The sequence below is a fragment of the Bacillus daqingensis genome (assembly GCF_042654445.1).
Lineage (GTDB): Bacteria > Bacillota > Bacilli > Bacillales > Salisediminibacteriaceae > Alkalicoccus > Alkalicoccus luteus.
Genome location: NZ_JBHSGK010000011.1, coordinates 165,200 through 186,688 on the forward strand (window position 1 = coordinate 165,200; position 21,489 = coordinate 186,688).

Below are 21,489 nucleotides of genomic sequence, written 5' to 3' on the forward strand. Positions count from 1 at the left end.
CCGTCAGAAGATAGTCCTCCCCTGCCGAAGTGTTTCAGTCGTCCTTTTCTCTCATGCCTGCATCACCAGTAACACGGAAAAAGCCGATCAGCGTATGGAATTGGATTGGGCGCCGGATATCCGCTGAATGTGAAGCGTCAGATAGACGGCTTCTGCATCCGGTACGTGTTTATTCAGGCGCTGCTGCATCACTTTCATCAGTTTCCAGCTCAAATTATAGCAGAGCGGATACTCCGTTTGCAACACGTTTAACAATGGATCCTGATTTTCTGTATACGTTTCCGTTTCCACTCGTTCGATCGCATGATGCAAATGTCGGACGAGGCGCAGGTAATTGACATCCCGGCGGTCAAGCTCAAAGCCGAGAAACGTTTCGATCCGGCGCACAAGCTCGCTGACAAGCTGCGTATGGCGGTTTACTGCAGATAAATCACGGTTCGTCAGTGCACTGTGAATATGGAGCGTAATGAAGCCGATTTCACCCTCCGGAAGACGCACGTCAAGCTTGTTTCCCACCCGTTCCGCCATGGCAGCCGCCGCCTGATATTCCTTCGGATAGGCGAGCTCCGTCTCTTTTAGAAATGGATTCGTGATCCCATGACCATCCTGAATCCGTTTGACGGCAAAGTACAGGTGATCCGTCAAGCCGACGTGGATATGCTCATTCAAACTTGAAGAAAAGGTGACTTCAAGCCTCGAAATCTCTTCTTCCATCAAGCCGACGAACTCTTCATCGATGTAGGTCAGCAGCTGTTTATACTGTTCGCGTTCCGTTTCGTTCCGGAGTACGAAGAATTTTTCTGCCTGACTGCCGGCGATCTCGTCGCCGGGGCTGCGCCCGAATCCGAGTCCTTTGCCGATCAGCACAACCTCCTCATGATCCGGATGTGTAGCGATGACGACATTGTTGTTCAGCACTTTTTTTACCGCAAGCACCAGGAGCCCTCCTTCCTTCTAAAGGTATATCGCTGTGACGTTAGTGTTCCTATTATAGTCGTATCCGTTTTCAGGAATCAACCTGCAGCTTCTTCCGCATCCTGCCGCTCCTTGTAAGCTTATCAGCAACCTGATAAAATGAATAGCAGCGTGTAACAGCGGATCCTGCCCGGCACGGCTTTTTTGTGCAGGGAAGGAATTTAGCAGAAAGGGAGCAATGCCCGATGATTGGATTACTCAAAAAAGTGATCGGTGACTCAGATGCCCGCCATCTGAAAAAGCTGGATAAGCTTGTAGCCGAGATTGACGAATACGGAGAAAAAATAAAGCAGCTGAGCGAGAATGAGCTGCGAGGAAAAACGGTTGAATTTAAAAAGCGCCTGGCAGATGGCGAAACGATCGACGACCTTCTGCCGGAAGCATTTGCGGTCGTACGCGAAGCGTCGACGCGAGTGTTCGGCATGACGCATTTCCGCGTGCAGCTGATCGGGGGGATCGTACTCCACCGCGGCGATATTTCAGAGATGAAAACCGGGGAAGGGAAAACTCTTGTCGCAACACTCCCGGTTTATTTGAACGCGCTCTCGGAAAAAGGCGTTCACGTTGTCACGGTCAACGACTACCTCGCCCGTCGTGACGCAGAAGAAATGGGCAAGCTGTATAACTATCTCGGGCTGACAGTCGGCTTGAACGCGTCCGGCATGACGAAGGAAGAGAAGCGTGAAGCTTACGCAGCAGACGTCACGTACGGCACCAACAACGAATTCGGCTTTGATTACCTGCGAGATAACATGGTGACCTACAAGAGAGACATGGTGCAGCGCGACCTGCATTTTGCAATCGTCGATGAAGTCGACTCCATCTTGATCGATGAAGCACGTACACCGCTTATTATTTCAGGCGCTGCCAACCGGACGTCAGAGCTTTACAGCACGGCGAACCAGTTCGTGAAAATGCTTAAACTTGATGATGATTTCACGCTCGATGAGAAAACGAAGTCTGTCCAGCTGACGGAGAACGGTGTCGCAAAGGCAGAACGAATCTTTAACATCGACAATCTGTTTGATTCCGATCACGTGCAGCTGAACCATCACATTAATCAGGCGCTGAAAGCTCACAAAGTGATGATCCGCGATGAGGACTACGTTGTAGAGGATGACCAGGTTGCGATCGTTGACCAGTTTACAGGGCGTTTGATGAAGGGCCGCCGATTCAGCGACGGATTACATCAGGCGATTGAAGCGAAGGAAGGCGTCAAAATCAAGCGCGAAAGCATGACGATGGCGTCGATTACGTTCCAGAACTACTTCCGTATGTACAAGAAGCTTTCCGGGATGACCGGTACAGCGAAAACAGAGGAAGAGGAATTCCAGAACATTTATAACATGAATGTGTACGCAGTGCCGACGAATAAAGATATCGTACGGATCGATAAGTCCGATTTGATTTACAAATCGCTTGCGAGCAAACAGCGTGCGATCGTGGAGAAAATTGAAGAGCTTCACAAGGCAGGCCAGCCGGTGCTCGTGGGCACGGTCAGCGTGGATAATTCGGAGCTGATTTCCCAGCTGCTGAAGAAAAAGCGCATCCCGCACAATGTGTTGAACGCGAAAAACCACGCTCGCGAAGCGGAAATCATTGAAAATGCTGGCCAGAAGCATGCGGTGACGATCGCAACAAATATGGCAGGCCGCGGGACGGACATTAAGCTTGGCCAGGGCGTCTCTGATCTCGGCGGACTGTTCGTACTCGGTACAGAGCGGCACGAGTCCCGCCGGATTGACAACCAGCTGCGCGGACGAGCGGGACGTCAGGGAGACCCTGGTATGTCCCTTTTCTTCCTGTCACTGGAAGATCCGCTGATGCGCCGCTTCGGCTCTGAGAACATGAGTAAAATGATGGAACGGCTCGGCATGGAAGAAGACCAGCCGATTGAGAGCAAGATCATTACGAAAGCCGTTGAGCAGGCGCAAAAGCGCGTGGAAGGAAACAACTTCGATGCGCGGAAGCAGCTTCTGCAGTATGACGATGTCATGCGCGAGCAGCGCGACGTGATTTATGAGCAGCGTAATGAAGTGCTCGATTCCGATAATCTGCGTCCCGTCGTGGAAGATATGCTTCATAACACAGTAGAGCGTGTCGTCAATTCGTATACACCGGAAGAAGAGGTGCCGGAGGACTGGAACCTCAGCGGACTGGCAGAGTATATGAACATGACCGTCTTTGCTTCTTCGGAAGTGTCTGAGGATGAGCTGAAAAACCTCGATCCCGAAGAGATGACAGAGCTGATTGTCGAGCGCGTACAAAAGGATTATGATATGCGTGAAGAAGAGTTCACGCCGGAGCAGATGCGTGAGTTTGAGCGGGTTATTCTGCTTCGTACCGTCGACCAGAAGTGGACGGCTCACATTGACCAGATGGACCAGCTTCGTCAAGGGATTCATCTGCGTGCCTATGCACAGAACGATCCGCTGCGGGAGTATAAATTTGAAGGCTTCGAAATGTTTGAAACGATGGTAGCTTCCATTGAAGAGGAAGTATCCCGCTATATTATGAAAGCACAGATTCAGTCGAACCTGCAGCGACAGCAGGTAGCAGAAGGAAAAGCGGTTCACCGCACGCCGGGTGAACAGCAGCAACAGCAGCAACAGCAGGAGCAGGGGAAGACCCAGCCTTACGTTAAAGGCGATACGGTCGGGCGCAATGATCCTTGCCCGTGCGGATCCGGTAAAAAGTATAAAAATTGCCACGGAAAAGAAGAATAGCCGGCACCCCGCCGGCTTTCGCCGTGACGGGAATAACTAATGGAGTGATACACAATGGAAATGGCAGAAATCAGACAAAAGCTCGAAAATATGGCCGGTACGCTGGCGGACTTCAGGGGGTCTCTTTGACCTCGAAGAAAAGGAGACCCGCGTAGCAGAACTGGAAGAACGAATGGCTGATCCGTCCTTTTGGGACAACCAGGAGGAAGCGCAAAAGGTCATCGCGGAAAACAATGCGCTGAAGGCGATGACGGAAACGTACCGTGACCTGGCGGAAAAGCTGGATAACATGGACGTCTCCTACGAGCTCGTCAAAGAAGAAAACGATGAAGAGCTGAAAACAGAGTTAGTAGACGATGTGAAGGCCGTCGAACGTGACCTGCAGAAGTTCGAGCTGCAGCTGCTGCTATCCGAGCCGCATGATGCGAATAATGCTATTTTGGAGCTGCACCCTGGTGCCGGCGGAACAGAATCTCAGGACTGGGCATCGATGCTGCTTCGCATGTACACCCGCTGGGCCGAAGCGCAGGGCTTTCAGGTGGAAACGCTCGACTATCTGCCAGGAGATGAGGCCGGCGTGAAAAGCGTCACGCTTCTGATAAAAGGGCATAATGCCTTCGGCTATTTAAAGGCAGAAAAGGGCGTGCATCGTCTCGTGCGTATTTCTCCATTCGATTCCTCCGGCAGACGTCATACGTCGTTCGTGTCGTGTGACATTATGCCGGAGTTGGATGACAATGTAGAAATCGACCTTTCACCGGAAGATATTCGCGTCGACACCTTCCGATCAAGCGGAGCAGGCGGTCAGCACGTGAACACGACGGATTCTGCCGTGCGGATGACGCACATTCCGACGAATACGGTTGTGAGCTGTCAGTCCGAGCGCTCACAGATTAAGAACCGGGAAAAAGCGATTAAAATGCTGAAAGCAAAGCTCTATCAGCAGGAGCTGGACCGCCAGCGCGCAGAAGCGGAAGAAATCCGCGGCGAACAGTCTGAAATCGGCTGGGGCAGTCAAATCCGCTCCTACGTCTTTCACCCGTACAACATGGTAAAGGACCATCGAACGGATTCAGAAACGGGCAACACGCAGGCCGTTATGGACGGTGATCTGACGCAGTTCATCGATTCCTACCTGCGCTCGCGTATTCAATAAGCAAGCAGGAGAGCACCGGAGCAGATCGTTCCGGTGCTTTTTTATGTGCGCAGGATTTTTTAATAAGCAATTGAGCGCCTCTGATAACAGGCGCTGCTACAACGTGGTAAAGCGTTAGCGGAGCCGCGTTTACAAGCATTTCCACTGGTGATATACTACGGAAGGATTTTTCTGACGGGGGCGTTTACATATGATGAAAAAAATGAACCGGCGCGGTACTGCCAAGCCGGGAACTCCGTTTACAAGAGCGGTGTTCGAAATTGGCCACGTATTAGTCGGAGCGGCAATCGTCGCGATTGCGTTTAACTTATTCCTGCTGCCGAATCAGATTGCATCCGGCGGCGTAGCCGGTATTTCCACCTTGTTTCTGCACGTTTTCGGCTTTGAGCCTGCTTATACGCAGTGGGCGTTCAACATCCCGCTCTTTATTGCAGGCGTGCTTCTGCTTGGCGGGAGCATCAGCGGAAGTCTGTTTTACGGAGGCAAAACGCTGATCGGGACGTTATTTTTACCGTACGTCGTTTACTTAACGAGAAACTGGGAGCCGACAACAACGGATCCATTGCTCGCATCGATTATGGGGGGCGTCGGCGTCGGCGTCGGACTTGGCATCGTGTTCCGGTCGAATTCATCGACCGGGGGAACGGATCTTGCGGCTCAAATTATCAATAAATACACCGGGATGTCGCTTGGGGCGTGCGTCTTTGTTATGGACGGCCTTGTCGTTACATCGTCCGCGTTTATATTCGGATTTGAGTTTGCCCTTTATGCGCTGATTGCGCTGTTCATTACAGGGAAGACAATCGACATCGTGCAGATCGGCTTCGGCTATTCGAAGATGGTCATGATTATTTCTGAATATGAGGAAGAGGTCAAACAAGGATTGCTCACGCAGGTCGACCGTGGAGTGACTAAGCTTGCCGGTTACGGGGGATATACAAACCACGATCGTCCTGTACTCCTCTGTGTCGTCGGTCGCAATGAAATAACGAAATTGAAGCAGCTCGTACGGACTATCGATCCCAGTGCGTTTGTAATCGTAAGTGATACGTCGGAAGTTCTTGGAGAAGGTTTCAAAAGACGGTGAATCGGTTATAATGGTTAAGACGGGATTTCTATATCCTGCCAGTTCTTTTATGTATTTTTTAATTCGAGGAGGGGAATGTATGAAGAAAATGGTTGCAGGTCTTTTTGCTGCTTCTCTGCTGCTTGCAGCATGCGGAGATAACGGTGGAGACAACGAGCCTGCCAACGACCCGGCAGACAACAACGCGAACAACACGAATGAGGAAGCTGCTGACAACAACAACGGCGGAGACGATGGAGAGTACGATCTCGCAAACGGGGAAGAGCTCTACCAGGGTAACTGTGCTTCCTGTCACGGCGGTGAGCTGGAAGGCGGAACAGGTCCAGCACTTGAAGGATATTCCTTCGATGAGGTACTTAGTGCGATTCAGGAAGGCCCTGGAAGCATGCCGGCTGACCTCGTTGAAGGCGATGACGCTGAAGACGTAGCAGCATGGGTAGAAGACCAAGGATAATACAGGAGTCTGCAAACACATATGTGAAGAGAGCATCTGATTCAGGTTATTTAACCATGTCAGGTGCTTTTTTTCTTGCGTTTTGAAATGAAATTGTAAACTTTCTGTTGCTTTTTTTAAAAACGCTTCGTGGTATAATAGCAAAGTTGACGATTCGAGAAAATCGACAAAGAACGACAATCGTAGTGTTTTGTGATAGGGGAAAATGGGACTTTTTATAGTGGGAAGTGATGCATTTTGATCGAAATGAAAGACGTCTGGAAAACATATCCGAACGGCGTCATGGCGGTCAACGGATTAACGGTATACATACAAAAAGGCGAGTTTGTTTATGTAGTGGGACCGAGTGGCGCAGGAAAATCAACCTTTATTAAAATGATGTACCGGGAAGAGCGGCCTACCCGGGGAGATATTGTAATCAACGGCCAGAATCTGCGATTGATGAAGGAACGTCATGTTCCGTACTTAAGACGTGACATCGGCGTTGTGTTTCAGGATTTCAAGCTGCTTCCATCGATGACGGTGTTTGAGAACGTGGCGTTCGCGATGGAGGTTATTGAAGCGGGGCGCGACGATATCCGCAAGCGTGTCATGAGCGTTCTCGATATCGTACGGCTGAAAAACAAAGCGCGGTTTATGCCGCATGAGCTTTCCGGCGGGGAACAGCAGCGGGTCGCCATTGCAAGAGCAATTGTGAACAGCCCGGCCGTTCTCATTGCAGACGAACCGACGGGGAACCTGGACCCGGATACCTCGTGGGAAATCATGCACATTCTTGAGGAAATCAACGAGCGCGGCACAACGGTTGTCATGGCTACACATAACCGCAGCATCGTAAACAACATGCGAAAGCGTGTCATTGCGATCGAAGGCGGCCGCATCTCCCGTGATGAAGTAAGGGGGGCATACGGCTATGAAAGCTAGAACAGTCGGCCGGCACATGAAAGAAGGCGGAAAAAACATCGTCCGCAACGGCTGGATGACGTTTGCATCTGTCAGTGCCGTAACGGTCATGCTGCTCGTTGTCGGCGCCTTTCTCATGGTGATATTAAACGTAAATCATTTTGCAGATTCACTGGAGAGTGACGTGGAAGTCCGCGTCTTTGTTGACAGAGAAGCAGAAGAAGCCGAACAGGAAGAATTGGAGGCTTCGATTGGCACCATTCATCAAGTCGAGGACGTGGAATTTATTCCGCGAGATGAGGGGCTGGACAACTTCATTGAAAGCCTCGGCGAACAAGGTGATTATTTTGAAAACCTCCGGGATGAAAATCCGCTGAATGATGTGTTTGTCGTACAAGCTGTGGATCCTCAGGATACAGAACTTGTAGCTGAGGAAATTGATTCGTTAAGCTATGTAGATGATATTGAATACGGATCCGATATTTTTGAACAGCTGTTTGCAGCGACAGACTTTGTTCGTATCGTCGGTTTGGTACTGATTGTCGGGCTGCTCTTTACAGCCGTTTTTCTTATTGCCAATACAATTAAGCTGACGATCATGGCACGTAAGACAGAAATACAGATTATGAAGCTTGTAGGAGCGACGAACAGCTTTATCCGCTGGCCATTCTTTATAGAGGGTCTGCTGCTGGGCGTCTTCGGTGCAGCGATACCGATTATTCTGCTTACTTACGGTTATCAGCGCTTCTATGATTCAATCGGAACAGCGACCGGGCTGGAGTTTTTCAACTTCCTTCCGGCTAATCCGCTGATTCTGCAGACATCGATCCTCCTGCTCGTGATCGGAGCGGTCGTCGGTGTTTGGGGAAGCCTGATGAGTGTAAGAAAATTCCTTCGTATTTAATGCATACAATCTACTAGTGAAAGGGGCAGTGCAGATGTCGATTCGGAAGACACTGCTTGGTTTCTCTGCAGGCCTGCTCCTCCTCTCTCCCGGTGTTGCCTTCGCGGACAACACCGGTGATGAGCTGGAGGAACAGATCGAGGAGTACCGGGAACAGCAGCAAGAAACAGAACAGGAAGCGGAACAAACGGAAGAGGAATTGGATGAAGTCGAACGTGAAATCGGCGAAGTGCAGACAGACATTCGGGACCTCGATGAACAAATGAGTGAAACTGCAGGTAAGATGAACGAGAAGCAGGGAGAAATTGATACGACAACCGATCGGACAGAGGAGCTTCGGGAAGAAATCGAAGAAACCGAAATCCGGATTGACGAGCGGGATGACGTGCTCAAGGAGCGCGTACGCTCCATGCATCAGTCCGGCGGTTCTGTCCGCTACATTGAAGTGATTTTAGGCGCACAAAGCTTTGGCGATCTGCTTGAACGGGTGTCGACGCTTCATAACATAGCCTCCCAGGACCGGGAGATTCTCGATGAACACATAGCAGATATGGAAACGCTGGAACGTGCCACAGCAGAGCTGGAGGAGCAGCTGGAAGCGTTAGAAACGCAGATGGCAGAGCTTCAGTCTCTTCAGGCTTCATTGGAAGCACAGACAGCGGAGAAAGATACGCTTTTAGAAGAACTGGCAGAACGAGGGTATGTGTTGGAAGACAGTCTGTTCTCACTTGAAGAAGAAACAGAATTTCTTGCTGCCCAGGAAGCCGCTGCCGAGCAGGAGCTGGCAGAATGGGAAGAAGAGCAGCGTCGGATCGAAGAGGAACGACGCTTAGAAGAAGAGCGACGCGCACGTGAGGAAGAAGAGCGGCGCCAGCGCGAAGAAGAAGAGCGTCAGCGAGCTGCTGAGGAGCAGCGCCAGGCAGAAGAAGAGGAAGAAGCAGAACGCCAGCGCGAGCAGGAACGTCGTGAAGAAGAAGAGCGTCGCCAGCAGGAAGAAGAGGAAGAAACACAGGTAGCTGCTTCATCCGGTTCTGAAAGCTCGTCTAGCAGTTCAAGCAGTTCAAGCAGTTCCGGCAGTTCCAGCAGCTCAAACAGCTCAAACAGCTCCAATTCTTCTGAGAGCAGCTCTGAAAGCTCGTCCGGCTCTGGCTCTTCGGAAAGTACTTCATCGGAGCAAGCTGCACCATCATCCGGATCAGCGACGTTCCACCGCCCGGCAGACGGACGTGTTACATCAGGATTTAATCCAAACCGGCGCCATCCGGTGCACGGAGATGTCCGGCCGCACCGCGGAATCGATTATGGCAGTGACGGCGGCACAAATATTTATGCTGCAGAAAGCGGAACCGTATCTTCTGCAGGATGGATGGGCGGTTATGGAAACACCGTTGTCGTGACACATGTCATTAACGGACAGACGTACGCGACGCTTTACGCACATCTGGCTTCGATGAACGTGTCGGCAGGGGACCGTGTCGGCCGCGGCGAAGTGATTGCCACAATGGGAACTACCGGAGTTTCAACTGGTGTACACCTGCACTTTGAGGTTCACCCCGGGGGATATGCCGGCGGTTCATCTGCCGTCAATCCGGCATCGTATCTTCCATAACTAAACTTGAATCCACTATTTCGCCGTCCGGCTCTCATGCCGGGCGGTATTTTGTTGATTCTCTTCTTTCATTTCAAAGGGGCTCCCTTTTGTGTAAGCTGGTGAAACGTTAAAAAGCAGCTTTACGTAAATGTACGAAGGAGGGATATGCATGGATGGTATAATCATTGCCTTACTTGCTGCCATTTTCGCAGGAGTTGCTTTGATTAGGAATGGGAGTCGGCTGAAAGAGTGGCTGGAAAACAATAAACAGCCCGAAGAATCCTGGAACGTCCGCATAGTATCCAAACGAAAGGAATCGAAACGTCGATCAAGTCCGGGCCGGAGTGGAGGCGGTTTCTCAGTTGGAAGAAGCCAGGTGAAAAGAACGTATTTTGTCACATTGCAATTCAGTGATGAGAGCAGGCAGGAATATCGTGTAAGCAGCAGGCTCGATGCTCAAATGAAAGAGGGAGAGAAAGGAACGGCAGTTCTTCAAGGAACAAGAGTCGTTTCGTTCATGCATCATTTCTCTGCTTGATTCAGCTGAGAACGTCCCGATTATGGGATGTTCTCGTTTTTTAACATATGATTGCTTGCTTTCATCGCTGTGAAATATTATGTAACGGTTTTTGCTTTCTTTCAATTTTTAAGTGGATTCTGTTATGATTGTAGACAATACCTGATCGATCAGGGGGAAGACATTTTCGCTATGAATGGGGTGGGAATATGAACAATCGAATATTTCTGCCGGTCGTATTTGTTCTCGCACTGTTAATCGGTGCGGGCGGTATGTTTGCATATCTGTCTGTTTCAGACAATCAGGAAGCGGCACCGCAGGAAAATACATCCGAGCAGGCATCTGCCGAAAGTGATGATGACAGCAGCCAGGGCAGCACCGAAAGCACCGGTTCCGAGCCGGATGATGATCAGATACAGCGTGCGATGGAAATGATTCTTGACACATATCTGGAAGATGTAGATGAGCAGCAGCTTATCGAAGGGGCCATCTCCGGAATGATTGAAACGTTAGATGATCCTTTTTCTGACTTTATGAATGAATCAACCGCTGAGGAATTTATGAACTCACTGGAATCGTCATTTGAAGGGATTGGGGCAGAAGTCAGCATGACAGACGGCCGTGTTACGATCGTGGCACCATTTCGCGATTCGCCGGCGGAAGATGCAGGACTTCGGCCAAATGATCAGATTATCGAAATTGATGGAGAAGATATAGAAGGACTTTCGCTTTATGATGCCGTACTGAAAATTCGCGGGGAAAAAGGAACGACGGTCACGCTGACGATAGACCGTCCCGGAATGTCGGACTATATGGACGTCGATGTTGTGCGCGATGAAATTCCGGTGGAAACAGTATACGGAGACATTGTGGAACAGGACGGCCAGAGCATCGGAGTTCTTGAAATCCGTTCTTTCTCTGAAAATACAGCTGAACGGTTTGAAGAAGAGCTTGGTGAGCTTGAGTCAGAAGGCATCGATGGCCTGATGATCGATGTCCGCGGTAATCCCGGCGGATATCTGCAAAGTGTTGAAGACATTGGAGACCTGATTATTCCTGGTGGAGAAACAGTCGTTCAGATCGAGGACCGGGAAGGAGACAGAACCCGGCACGTTTCCAATCTGGAAGAAGAAAAGGATTATCCAATTGTTGGATTAATTAATGAAGGAAGTGCCTCTGCATCTGAAATTCTGGCAGCGGCTCTGCAAGAAGCAGGCGGCCACGATATCGTTGGTACGACGACGTTCGGCAAAGGTACCGTTCAGCAGACAATGCCGATGGACGACGGCAGTCAGCTCAAGCTGACACTTTTCCGTTGGCTTACATCAGACGGCAATGACATCAATGAGGAAGGTGTCAGTCCGACCGTAGAAGTTGAGCAGCCTGATTATTTCTACAGCACGCCGATTGATGCGGAAGAACCGCTCGTACTCGATATGTTCAGTGAGCATGTCGAAAGTGCACAGGAAATGCTGACAGGCCTCGGTTACGAAACCGATCGGACAGACGGCTATTTTGATGAAGCAACAGAAGACGCCGTCCGCTCGTTCCAGGAGGATGAAGGACTTGATGCAAGCGGCGAGATCAACGAAGAAACTGCTGATGCGATTCAGGAACGGATCATTGAATCCGTTCAGGATCAGGAAAACGATCTTCAGTATCAGGAGGCACTCAACCTGTTGCTGGAACAGGCTCAGTAAATAATTGTAAGGGAGACTCCGGATCCGCTTCCGGAGTCTCTTTTTCATGAACACATCACGTTGTGTCCCCGAATATCATGCGTTTGTTCACCTGATCGTATAAAGCGGACTATTATTGATAAAATATATGGGTATAATGGTGAGAAATGATACGAAAAGTTAATCGAAAAATGCTGTTCTTTTCCAATAATTCCTTTAGAATAGAATATACAGGTTTGTTTAGGAGGGAATCACCATGGGATCCGTTTTGCTTGAAGCGTTAACGGCGGTTGGCAGACTGTTTCTGCATCCGCTGACATACATATTTGTGCTTGGGCTGTTTCTTTATCATATAAAACGTGTAAAGCGGGAGAGGCGTCATTTTCATACGAAGGTGCATGACGTTGTCAGTGCGCTGCTTTCACCGGTACCTAAAGCACTGATCGCCGGATTCACTGCAGCGGTTGTTTTTGTCGTAACCGGGGTCGAGCTGTCCTATGCACTTCTGCTGCTGTTTACAGCAGTTTGGCTGCTTCAGCTTCCGCTCCGCCATGCTTCCTGGTACAGCTTTACGGTAACCGCAGCTGTTACCATGCTTCTACTGCCCTTTTTACCAGCCGGGGGCACCGATTCTGCCTGGCTGAACGGTATGCTTGCGTCTCTTCAGGAAGTGAATATGCTTCACTTGGGCGTGCTGCTCGTAACGCTTATGCTGCTTGAAGCCGTTTTATTCCGAACGGCGGCTTCTTCTTCTCCGCTTTTGCAGAATAGTCCTCGCGGCAAAATGGTCGGGGCTCACACCGTATCGAACCTTTGGCTGATGCCTGCGGTGGTGCTCGTTCCAGCGGGAGGAGCTGTTTCACAGGGATGGTGGCCGCTGCTGGACGGAGGGACCGGAACGTTTGGCTTTATGCTGATTCCGTTTCTGCTCGGCTATCAGGTGAAGGCGCAGTCTAGTTATCCAGATGTCGCATCGGAGCGAGTTGGAGCGAGACTGTTTGTGACGGCTCTTCTTGCCGGTGCTTTCTTCGCAGCCTCTTTCTTTATGCCGGTAATGATTTACGCAGCCGCCGCTGTTGTTCTCCTCGGCCGTGCGAGCGCCGGATGGGCGTTTGAGGCAGCAGACCGAAGAAGTGTCAGCATTTATACCGCACGGGAAAACGGGCTGACGGTGCTTGGTGTACTGCCGGGATCGACTGCTGAGAAGCTGAACATTCTGCCGGGCGAAACCATCGTCAAGACAAACGGTGTGCAGGTGGAAACGCAGGCCGCATTTTACGAAGCGCTGCAACAGAGTTCTGCGTATGCGAAGCTGGAAGTAGTAGACCGCGACGGCGAAAAGCGAATTGCGCAGGCGTCGATTTATGAGAACGATCATTATTTAATCGGATGCCTGTTTATTCCGGATGACGAGAACACAAATTTATCGCTGCGCGGACTCCGTTCTCTTGTCGTCCTTCGTCAGGATCGCAGAGAAACCGCAGGTGCTGACGAAGAGAAGGAAAATACTCACGAAGAAAAAAGCAGCTGACTGTGCTGCGCGGCTGTTCCGGAACATTTCCGGAACAGTTTTTTGACGTATAAGACCGGACGGACTGCTTCCAAATCAGGAACAGAATGTATGTTCGCACGGAGCTGCATTTCGTGATATAATGGGTGAATCAGGATAAAATCGGGTATTAGATGAGGAGAATAAAGTTTAATGAGGGAAGGCAAGGTGACAGAACGTGGCTGTTGAAACCTATCCATTTAAGTTAGAATCCAAATACAAGCCTGCAGGCGATCAGCCGCAAGCAATTGAAAAGCTCGTAGAAGGCATTCAGCAGGGAGAGAAATTCCAGACCTTGCTGGGGGCTACCGGAACAGGTAAAACATTTACGATGTCCAACGTGATCGAACGGGTGAAAAAGCCGACGCTGATCATTGCTCACAACAAAACACTTGCCGGACAACTGTACAGCGAGTTTAAAGAGTTTTTCCCGGAAAACCGGGTCGAATATTTCGTCAGCTACTATGACTATTATCAGCCGGAAGCATATATTCCGCAGTCGGATACGTTTATCGAAAAAGATGCCAGCATAAATGATGAAATTGATAAGCTGCGCCACTCCGCGACGAGTTCACTGTTTGAACGCGACGATGTCATCATCGTGGCCAGCGTTTCCTGCATTTACGGCCTGGGTTCCCCGGAGGAATACCGGGATCTTGTTGTGTCATTAAGGACCGGCGATGAGCGTGAACGCAATGACCTGCTGCGACAGCTCGTCGATGTGCAGTATACGAGGAACGATATCGACTTTCAGCGGGGAACGTTCCGTGTGCGCGGAGACGTCGTGGAGATATTCCCGGCTTCCCGCGATGAACACTGTTTACGAGTGGAGTTTTTTGGTGATGAAATCGACCGGATCACTGAAGTAGATGCGCTGACTGGAGAAGTGTTAGGCGAACGGCAGCACGCTGCTATCTTTCCGGCTTCCCACTTCGTTACACGGGAAGAAAAGCTGCAGCGTGCAATGAAGAACATAGAGGCGGAGCTTGAGACCGTTTTAAAGGATATGCATGACAGAGGCAAGCTGCTGGAGGCTCAGCGGCTGGAACAGCGGACACGCTACGATCTGGAGATGATGCAGGAGCTCGGATACTGTTCCGGAATTGAGAACTACTCGCGGCATCTGACGTTCCGGGAGGCCGGGGCAACTCCGTACACACTGCTTGACTATTTCCCGGAGGATTCCCTCATTATTATTGACGAGTCCCACGTGACGCTGCCGCAGGTCCGAGGCATGTACAATGGCGATCAGGCCCGTAAAAATGTACTGGTTGACCACGGCTTCCGGCTTCCTTCGGCAAAAGATAACCGTCCGCTAAAGTTTGAAGAGTTCGAAAAGCACATCCGGCAGATCGTGTTTGTATCTGCTACACCAGGTCCGTATGAGATTGAGCATACAAAAGAAATGGTAGAGCAGATCATCCGGCCGACCGGACTGCTCGATCCGACGATTGATGTGCGGCCGATTGAAGGACAGATTGATGATCTGATTGAAGAGATCCGGCTGCGGCGCGAGCGCGGTGAACGTGTGCTTGTCACGACGCTGACGAAAAAAATGTCGGAGGACCTGACGAGCTATTTAAAAGAGGTCGGGATTAAAGTGCAGTACCTTCATTCAGACATTAAAACGCTGGAACGCATTGAAATTATCCGTGAACTGCGTCAGGGAGAATTCGACGTCCTTGTAGGGATTAACCTGCTTCGGGAGGGACTCGACATTCCGGAAGTGTCACTCGTTGCGATTCTGGATGCGGATAAAGAAGGCTTCCTCCGGGCAGAGCGTTCGCTGATTCAGACGATGGGACGGGCGGCTCGTAACTCGAACGGTCACGTTATTATGTACGCAGATAAAATGACGAACTCCATGCAGGTGGCGATCGATGAAACGACACGCCGCCGTTCCATACAAAAAGAGTATAACGACAAGTACGGAATTACACCTACGACGATTCAAAAAGCAATTCCGGAGCTGATAAAGGCAACATTCGCTGCTGAGGAAGACGAAACATACGAAGCGCTTGAAAAAGCACCGAATAAAAAGCTGACGAAAAAGGAACGTGAAAAAGTAGTGGAGCGTATGGAGCTTGAAATGAAGCAGGCTGCTAAAGACCTCGACTTCGAGCGAGCTGCTGAACTGCGTGACGTCATCTTAGAATTGAAAGCGGAAGGATGAGACAAACATGGCTTTAGATAACATTGTTGTGAAGGGGGCCAGATCCCACAACCTGAAAGATATTGATGTGACGATTCCGAGAAACAAGCTCGTTGTCATGACCGGTCTCTCAGGGTCAGGGAAATCTTCGCTCGCTTTTGACACGATTTACGCGGAAGGGCAGCGGCGCTACGTGGAGTCCCTGTCTGCTTACGCCCGTCAGTTTCTCGGCCAGATGGATAAACCGGACGTTGATTCGATTGACGGACTGAGCCCGGCTATTTCCATTGATCAGAAAACAACGTCGAAAAATCCAAGGTCGACAGTGGGAACCGTTACGGAAATTTACGACTATCTTCGCCTGCTGTTTGCGAGAGTCGGAACGCCGATCTGCCCGGTTCACGGAGTGGAAATCACTTCACAGACGGTAACGCAGATGGCAGACCAGCTCATGGCATACGAAGAGCGCACAAAAATGCAGATTCTCGCACCGGTTGTTTCCGGACGCAAGGGAACGCATGCGAAAGTACTGGAAGATATAAAGAAACAGGGTTATGTCAGAGTCCGCGTCAATGGAGAGATGCGTGAAGCGGCAGAAGAGATAACACTCGATAAGAATAAAAAGCATAATATCGAAGTCATTATCGACCGGATCATGATAAAGGAAGGAATTGAAACACGGCTCACGGACTCGCTTGAGACGGCACTGAATTTTGCTGAAGGTCAGGTCATTGTCGATGTAATTGACCAGGAAGAGCTGCTGTTTAACCAGCACCACGCCTGTCCGCACTGCGGCTTTTCCATAGGCGAGCTGGAGCCGCGGATGTTCTCCTTTAACAGCCCGTTCGGCGCATGCTCGAGCTGTGACGGTCTCGGCCATAAGCTTGAGGTGGATGAGGAGCTGATTATACCTGATCCGTCGCTGACGCTGAACGAACATGCGATTGCGGCTTGGAAGCCGACAAGCTCCCAGTATTACCCTTCGCTCCTTGCAAGCGTCTGCGCTCACTATAAAATTGATATGGACAAGCCGTTTAAAAAGCTCTCAAAAAAGGAAAAAGCGATTATACTTGATGGAAGCGGCCGCGAAAAAATCCACTTTCGCTACGAGAATGAGTTTGGACGCGTCCGCGAGAAGGATATTTACTTTGAAGGCGTGCTGAAAAACGTCGCCAGACGCTACCGGGAAACTGGATCAGACTATATCCGCGAACAGATGGAGCAGTACATGGCTCAAAAACCATGTCCGTCCTGCGATGGGAACCGTCTGCGCGAGGAATCGCTGGCGGTAAAAATAGACAGCCGGCATATTGGGGAAGTAACCGATATGTCGATCTCCGAAGCAGATCAGTTTTTTGACAGCCTGACGCTGTCGGAAAAGGATATGACAATTGCCCGGATGATACTTCGTGAAATTAAGGAGCGGCTCGGGTTCCTGGTAAATGTCGGTCTTGAGTATTTGACGCTGTCACGTTCGGCAGGAACGCTTTCCGGCGGAGAAGCGCAGCGAATCCGGCTCGCTACTCAAATCGGATCTTCTCTCATGGGCGTGCTTTACATTCTCGATGAACCATCCATCGGGCTGCATCAGCGGGACAATCACCGGCTGATCAGCACGCTCGAAAGAATGAGGGATCTCGGCAACACGCTGATCGTTGTTGAACACGATGAGGATACGATGCTAGCGGCCGATCATCTGATTGATATCGGACCTGGGGCCGGAGTGAACGGCGGCAGCATTTGTTCAACCGGCACTCCTGAGGAAGTGATGAAAGACGAAAAATCGCTGACAGGCAAGTACTTGTCCGGTGAAAAGTTTATTTCCCTCCCCACTGAACGACGGAAGCCGACGAAACGCCGTCTGCAGATTAAGGGAGCGTCAGAAAATAACCTGAAAAACACAGACGTGTCTATTCCGCTTGGACTGCTCAATGCCGTGACCGGGGTATCGGGATCCGGGAAAAGTACGCTGATTAACGACATTTTGAAACGTTCCCTGTCTTTAAAGCTCACAACAGCGAAGGCGAAGCCTGGCAAAGTGAAGGAAGTAAAAGGAATCGATCAGCTGGAAAAGGTGGTCGACATCGATCAGTCGCCGATCGGCAGAACGCCGCGTTCAAATCCAGCCACGTATACAGGCATGTTTGATGATATCCGCGACGTGTTTGCAATGACGAACGAAGCGAAGGTGCGCGGCTATAAGAAGGGACGCTTCAGCTTTAACGTGAAAGGCGGCCGCTGTGAAGCCTGCCGCGGTGACGGGATCATTAAAATCGAGATGCATTTCCTTCCTGATGTCTATGTCCCGTGCGAGGAATGCCACGGAAAACGGTACAATCGAGAAACGCTTGAAATAAAATACAAAGGCAAAAATATCGCGGATGTACTCGATATGACGGTGGATGAAGCAGTCGATTTCTTCGAAAATATCCCGCGAATTAAGCGAAAGGTGACAACGCTGCAGGATGTCGGTCTCGGCTATATTAAGCTCGGCCAGCCGGCAACGACGCTTTCCGGAGGGGAAGCGCAGCGGGTTAAACTGGCTTCGCAGCTGCACCGGCGTTCCACCGGGAAAACCTTCTATATACTGGACGAGCCGACAACCGGGCTGCACGTTGCAGACATTGAGAAACTGCTTCACGTGTTGCAGCGCCTTGTGGAGAACGGGGATACGGTCGTCGTCATCGAACACAATCTTGACGTGATTAAAACGGTCGACCACGTCATTGATCTCGGTCCGGAAGGCGGAAACGGCGGCGGGGAGCTGGTGGCCGAAGGAACGCCGGAAGAAGTTGCTGAAGTAGAAGCCTCCCATACCGGACGCTTTTTGAAGCCGATCCTGGAGCGTGAGCGCAAGCGAATGAATGAGAAAGCAGAACCGGCAACCGCGAGATGAAACATCTGCGGCGCTGATCCGTAATACACCCGAATGCCGATGGAGAATACGCCTCCGGACGGAGGGAACTCTGTGGAGGCTGCTGTATTATGAAGGCAGGGGCGGGAAACTGGACCTGCCGACTATGGAAAGGGGCGTTTGATCATGCAGGAAGAACGGAAAATGATTCTGAAGATGATCGAGGACGGGAAAATTTCTGCCGAGGAAGGTATGCGTCTGCTGGAAACGATTAATGAGCGTGAAAAGCAGGCAGAGCCGGAACCGGAGCAGACTTCTTTTGAAGACGATTCTGCGCATTCGGACAGAAACAGCCAGGAGAGCGGCGATTGGAGCTATCGCCGTGCAGAAGAAAAGATGACGAGCTTTGCCAATAAGTTTTCCGGCTTTGTTGATGATGCTGTGCACCGGCTGAAGGAGTTTGATCTTGATTTTAACTTCGGAACCGCTGAGAAAATCGATCATGTGTTTCAGCAGCGCGATGTGTATGTAAAGGAAGCCGATATTCACGTGGAGAACGGTGCGGTTGAAATTCGTCCTTCCGACGAGAAGCAGGTGCGGATTGAATGCGACGTCCAGGTGTTTCGCGTGAAGGATGCAGAAACGGCCAGACGTGAATTTTTACGCGAAGCCCAGTTCAGCATTTCCAACGGCCGGCTCCGCTTTGATGTCCGTAAAAAATCGATGAAAGTGAATACGGTGGTGTATCTGCCGACCGGCGATCTGGAAAAGCTGAAAATATATGCGTTCAACGGACGTATAAATGCCGGGAGCCTGCCGGTTCATAAACTCGATATCCGGGGCGTCAACAGTAAGATCGCCGTTGAACGGATCGATGCAAAAGAAGCCAGAATTGAAACGACGAACGGCTCGATTACCGTGCGCCAATTTAATGCGATGGATGGAGAATTGAAATCCATGAACGGGACGGTAACAGTGGATGCCGGACGAGGCGACTTTCATCTGGAATCAGTCAATGGCACGCTGCATTTCCGTCTTTCGGAAGCGTCCCAGTCCAAGGCATACTTGAAAACGGTGATGGGCAGCGTCTATGTGGCAGTTCCGGACGGCGTAAAAGTGGAAGCAGACGTGAAGACCACTGTCGGCGGTCTGCATTGCCAGCTGCCGAATATGAGCGTGATTGAAGAGAAAAAGGATTATGCTCAGAAGCGGCAGACGTTTCTTGCGAACAAGGATGGAGACGGCCATTTCTATATTGAGGCCGAATCCACTACAGGTTCGATTCACGTTAAATAACCGGAGGTGTCATGCATGAAACAGCTGTCCCGGACGATTGAAGACCGCAAGCTGGCAGGAGTGTGCGGAGGACTCGGCAAGTATTTTGGAATTGATCCGACGGTCGTGCGTATTGCAGCGATTGTTCTGTTTTTCCCGTTTTCCCTGCTTGTCGTGTCACTCTATTTGATCGGAGTATTTCTCATGCCGAATGAGGGGGATGTGAGAGGACTATGAGCTGGCTGATACAGCTGATTGTGAACGCAGTCGTTCTCCTGATTATCGCGTATTTCTTCAACGGTATCGAGTTGACAGGCTTCGGTGCGGCTGTGATTGCCGCCCTGATCCTCGCCGTTGTGAACGTCATTGTGAAGCCGATTCTCGTCGTACTGACGCTGCCGATTACGATTTTGTCACTCGGATTGTTTTTATTCGTCATCAACGCCATTACGCTCATGCTGACCGCATGGTTTATGGGAGACAGCTTTGTCATTGACGGCTTTTTCAACGGTCTGCTTGCAGCGGTGATCTTTGCGCTGCTGAATGCGATCATATCGAACTTTATCATCGATCCGCTCACGAAGCGGTAGCGATGGACGTCTGCAGCGGTCCGGCATCAGCCGGACCGTTTTTTCGTGCGGAGAGCGGAGGCGCTTTCCGTCCGGGAGCTCCTCTGGTATGCTAGAATGGAAAAAGATGAAGCGAGCAGGAGAGGAGCAGATGCAGCATGGCAGAAGTGACAGCAGATCGACTGATGGAGGAATTTGACCTGACGCTGATGAATGACGAAGAAGCGGTGACCTACCGTCCTATTACAACAAGTGATATTTCGCGACCGGGCATGGAAATGGCTGGCTTTTTTACATACTATCCGGCGAAGCGGATTCAGCTGTTAGGGAAAACAGAGATGTCGTTTTATGAGCAGCTGGCGGAAGAGGACCAGGTGGACCGGATGCAGCGTCTTTGCACGTATGATACTCCGGCGATCATTCTTTCCAGGGGAATCGAAGCACCCGATACGTTAAAAAATGCGGCTAACGAAGTAGGCGTGCCCGTCTTCTCCGCTGAGATTGCCACGACGAGACTCAGCTCCAAGCTGACGACCTATTTGGAAAGCAGGCTCGCACCGATGACGGCGATGCACGGCGTGTTGATCGATATTTACGGAATCGGCGTGCTGATCACCGGCTCGAGCGGTGTTGGTAAAAGTGAAACAGCGCTGGACCTTGTCAGGCGCGGGCATCGGCTCGTAGCCGATGATTCCGTTGAAATCCGCGAAGAGCAGGACGGCGTGCTAGTTGGGCGTTCGCCGGATTTAATCCGTCACCTGCTTGAAATAAGGGGGCTTGGCATCATCAATGTGATGACGCTTTTCGGCGCCGGCTCTGTGCGAAATGAAAAACGGCTTGGACTTGCCATTGATCTCGAGGCGTGGGATCAGAAAAAACAGTACGACCGGCTCGGACTGGATGAGGATTTTATTCAAATATTCGAAACGAACCTTCCTAAAATTACGGTGCCGGTGCGACCAGGCCGGAACCTGGCCGTTATCATTGAAGTAGCGGCGATGAACTTCCGCCTTAAGCGGATGGGTATTAATGCAGCCGAACAGTTTTCCGAACGGCTTGCGACCGTGATTGAAGAAGGCGATCACGATCATGACTAAA

General features: G+C 50.7%; 17 protein-coding genes. 16 read left to right on the plus strand and 1 reads right to left on the minus strand.

Going from position 1 to position 21,489, the window contains the following annotated elements:
- Positions 1-87 precede the first annotated feature (87 nt).
- Positions 88-936, minus strand: a complete 849-nt coding sequence (gene glcT / locus ACFO4L_RS10420; protein WP_377909612.1) for a glucose PTS transporter transcription antiterminator GlcT — start codon at positions 934-936, stop codon at positions 88-90.
- A 224-nt stretch (positions 937-1,160) separates the two neighbouring features.
- Here glcT and secA point away from each other — a divergent pair, with 224 nt between their 5' ends.
- From secA to hprK, 16 genes are all read left to right on the plus strand, one after another.
- Positions 1,161-3,701, plus strand: a complete 2,541-nt coding sequence (secA, locus tag ACFO4L_RS10425) for a preprotein translocase subunit SecA (RefSeq protein ID WP_377909613.1) — start codon at positions 1,161-1,163, stop codon at positions 3,699-3,701.
- Between the two features lie 54 nt (positions 3,702-3,755).
- A protein-coding gene (gene prfB / locus ACFO4L_RS10430; RefSeq protein WP_377909614.1) for a peptide chain release factor 2 occupies positions 3,756-4,857 on the plus strand; the annotation gives its coding sequence in 2 pieces (ribosomal slippage) (positions 3,756-3,827 and positions 3,829-4,857; 1,101 coding nt in all).
- Positions 4,858-5,047: 190 nt separating this feature from the next.
- Positions 5,048-5,944: a YitT family protein gene (locus ACFO4L_RS10435; protein WP_377909615.1), complete on the plus strand. Its 897-nt coding sequence runs from the start codon at positions 5,048-5,050 to the stop codon at positions 5,942-5,944.
- A 79-nt stretch (positions 5,945-6,023) separates the two neighbouring features.
- On the plus strand, positions 6,024-6,398 hold the full coding sequence (locus ACFO4L_RS10440; RefSeq protein ID WP_377909616.1) for a c-type cytochrome: 375 nt from the start codon (positions 6,024-6,026) through the stop codon (positions 6,396-6,398).
- 237 nt (positions 6,399-6,635) lie between these two features.
- Complete coding sequence (gene ftsE, locus ACFO4L_RS10445) at positions 6,636-7,322, plus strand: cell division ATP-binding protein FtsE (protein ID WP_377909617.1); 687 nt, start codon at positions 6,636-6,638, stop codon at positions 7,320-7,322.
- The gene (gene ftsX / locus ACFO4L_RS10450) at positions 7,312-8,205 is read left to right on the plus strand and encodes a permease-like cell division protein FtsX (protein ID WP_377909618.1); all 894 of its coding nucleotides are present in this window, start codon (positions 7,312-7,314) and stop codon (positions 8,203-8,205) included. The genes ftsE and ftsX overlap by 11 nt, the downstream gene beginning before the upstream one ends.
- A gap of 34 nt (positions 8,206-8,239) precedes the next feature.
- Complete coding sequence (locus ACFO4L_RS10455; protein WP_377909619.1) at positions 8,240-9,814, plus strand: peptidoglycan DD-metalloendopeptidase family protein; 1,575 nt, start codon at positions 8,240-8,242, stop codon at positions 9,812-9,814.
- A 151-nt stretch (positions 9,815-9,965) separates the two neighbouring features.
- Entirely contained in the window at positions 9,966-10,334 is a 369-nt protein-coding gene (locus ACFO4L_RS10460; protein ID WP_377909620.1) for a DUF2500 domain-containing protein, read from the plus strand.
- Positions 10,335-10,522: 188 nt separating this feature from the next.
- Complete coding sequence (locus ACFO4L_RS10465; RefSeq protein ID WP_377909621.1) at positions 10,523-12,013, plus strand: S41 family peptidase; 1,491 nt, start codon at positions 10,523-10,525, stop codon at positions 12,011-12,013.
- A 235-nt stretch (positions 12,014-12,248) separates the two neighbouring features.
- The gene (locus ACFO4L_RS10470; protein ID WP_377909622.1) at positions 12,249-13,523 is read left to right on the plus strand and encodes a hypothetical protein; all 1,275 of its coding nucleotides are present in this window, start codon (positions 12,249-12,251) and stop codon (positions 13,521-13,523) included.
- A 196-nt stretch (positions 13,524-13,719) separates the two neighbouring features.
- Complete coding sequence (uvrB, locus tag ACFO4L_RS10475) at positions 13,720-15,714, plus strand: excinuclease ABC subunit UvrB (protein WP_377909623.1); 1,995 nt, start codon at positions 13,720-13,722, stop codon at positions 15,712-15,714.
- 7 nt (positions 15,715-15,721) lie between these two features.
- A complete protein-coding gene (gene uvrA, locus ACFO4L_RS10480; RefSeq protein WP_377909624.1) occupies positions 15,722-18,589 on the plus strand; it encodes an excinuclease ABC subunit UvrA in 2,868 nt (955 codons plus the stop codon).
- A gap of 144 nt (positions 18,590-18,733) precedes the next feature.
- The gene (locus tag ACFO4L_RS10485) at positions 18,734-19,843 is read left to right on the plus strand and encodes a DUF4097 family beta strand repeat-containing protein (RefSeq protein WP_377909625.1); all 1,110 of its coding nucleotides are present in this window, start codon (positions 18,734-18,736) and stop codon (positions 19,841-19,843) included.
- A gap of 15 nt (positions 19,844-19,858) precedes the next feature.
- Positions 19,859-20,059 carry a PspC domain-containing protein gene (locus tag ACFO4L_RS10490; protein WP_377909626.1) on the plus strand — a complete coding sequence of 67 codons (201 nt, stop codon included), beginning with the start codon at positions 19,859-19,861 and terminating at the stop codon, positions 20,057-20,059.
- A complete protein-coding gene (locus ACFO4L_RS10495; RefSeq protein ID WP_377909627.1) occupies positions 20,056-20,412 on the plus strand; it encodes a phage holin family protein in 357 nt (118 codons plus the stop codon). The genes ACFO4L_RS10490 and ACFO4L_RS10495 overlap by 4 nt, the downstream gene beginning before the upstream one ends.
- A gap of 137 nt (positions 20,413-20,549) precedes the next feature.
- Positions 20,550-21,488 (plus strand): HPr(Ser) kinase/phosphatase, encoded by a 939-nt coding sequence (gene hprK / locus ACFO4L_RS10500; RefSeq protein ID WP_377909628.1) that lies wholly within the window; start codon positions 20,550-20,552, stop codon positions 21,486-21,488.
- Position 21,489 lies beyond the last annotated feature (1 nt).

Excerpts from the sequence above, each read along its gene's own strand:
- ACFO4L_RS10460 (WP_377909620.1), top strand. The coding sequence starts at position 9,966 with ATGGATGGTATAATCATTGCCTTACTTGCTGCCATTTTCGCAGGAGTT.
- hprK (WP_377909628.1), top strand. The coding sequence starts at position 20,550 with ATGGCAGAAGTGACAGCAGATCGACTGATGGAGGAATTTGACCTGACG.
- ACFO4L_RS10465 (WP_377909621.1), top strand. The coding sequence starts at position 10,523 with ATGAACAATCGAATATTTCTGCCGGTCGTATTTGTTCTCGCACTGTTA.
- secA (WP_377909613.1), top strand. The coding sequence starts at position 1,161 with ATGATTGGATTACTCAAAAAAGTGATCGGTGACTCAGATGCCCGCCAT.
- ACFO4L_RS10440 (WP_377909616.1), top strand. The coding sequence starts at position 6,024 with ATGAAGAAAATGGTTGCAGGTCTTTTTGCTGCTTCTCTGCTGCTTGCA.
- ftsX (WP_377909618.1), top strand. The coding sequence starts at position 7,312 with ATGAAAGCTAGAACAGTCGGCCGGCACATGAAAGAAGGCGGAAAAAAC.
- ACFO4L_RS10470 (WP_377909622.1), top strand. The coding sequence starts at position 12,249 with ATGGGATCCGTTTTGCTTGAAGCGTTAACGGCGGTTGGCAGACTGTTT.
- ACFO4L_RS10490 (WP_377909626.1), top strand. The coding sequence starts at position 19,859 with ATGAAACAGCTGTCCCGGACGATTGAAGACCGCAAGCTGGCAGGAGTG.
- uvrA (WP_377909624.1), top strand. The coding sequence starts at position 15,722 with ATGGCTTTAGATAACATTGTTGTGAAGGGGGCCAGATCCCACAACCTG.
- ACFO4L_RS10455 (WP_377909619.1), top strand. The coding sequence starts at position 8,240 with ATGTCGATTCGGAAGACACTGCTTGGTTTCTCTGCAGGCCTGCTCCTC.
- ACFO4L_RS10495 (WP_377909627.1), top strand. The coding sequence starts at position 20,056 with ATGAGCTGGCTGATACAGCTGATTGTGAACGCAGTCGTTCTCCTGATT.
- ACFO4L_RS10435 (WP_377909615.1), top strand. The coding sequence starts at position 5,048 with ATGATGAAAAAAATGAACCGGCGCGGTACTGCCAAGCCGGGAACTCCG.
- ACFO4L_RS10485 (WP_377909625.1), top strand. The coding sequence starts at position 18,734 with ATGCAGGAAGAACGGAAAATGATTCTGAAGATGATCGAGGACGGGAAA.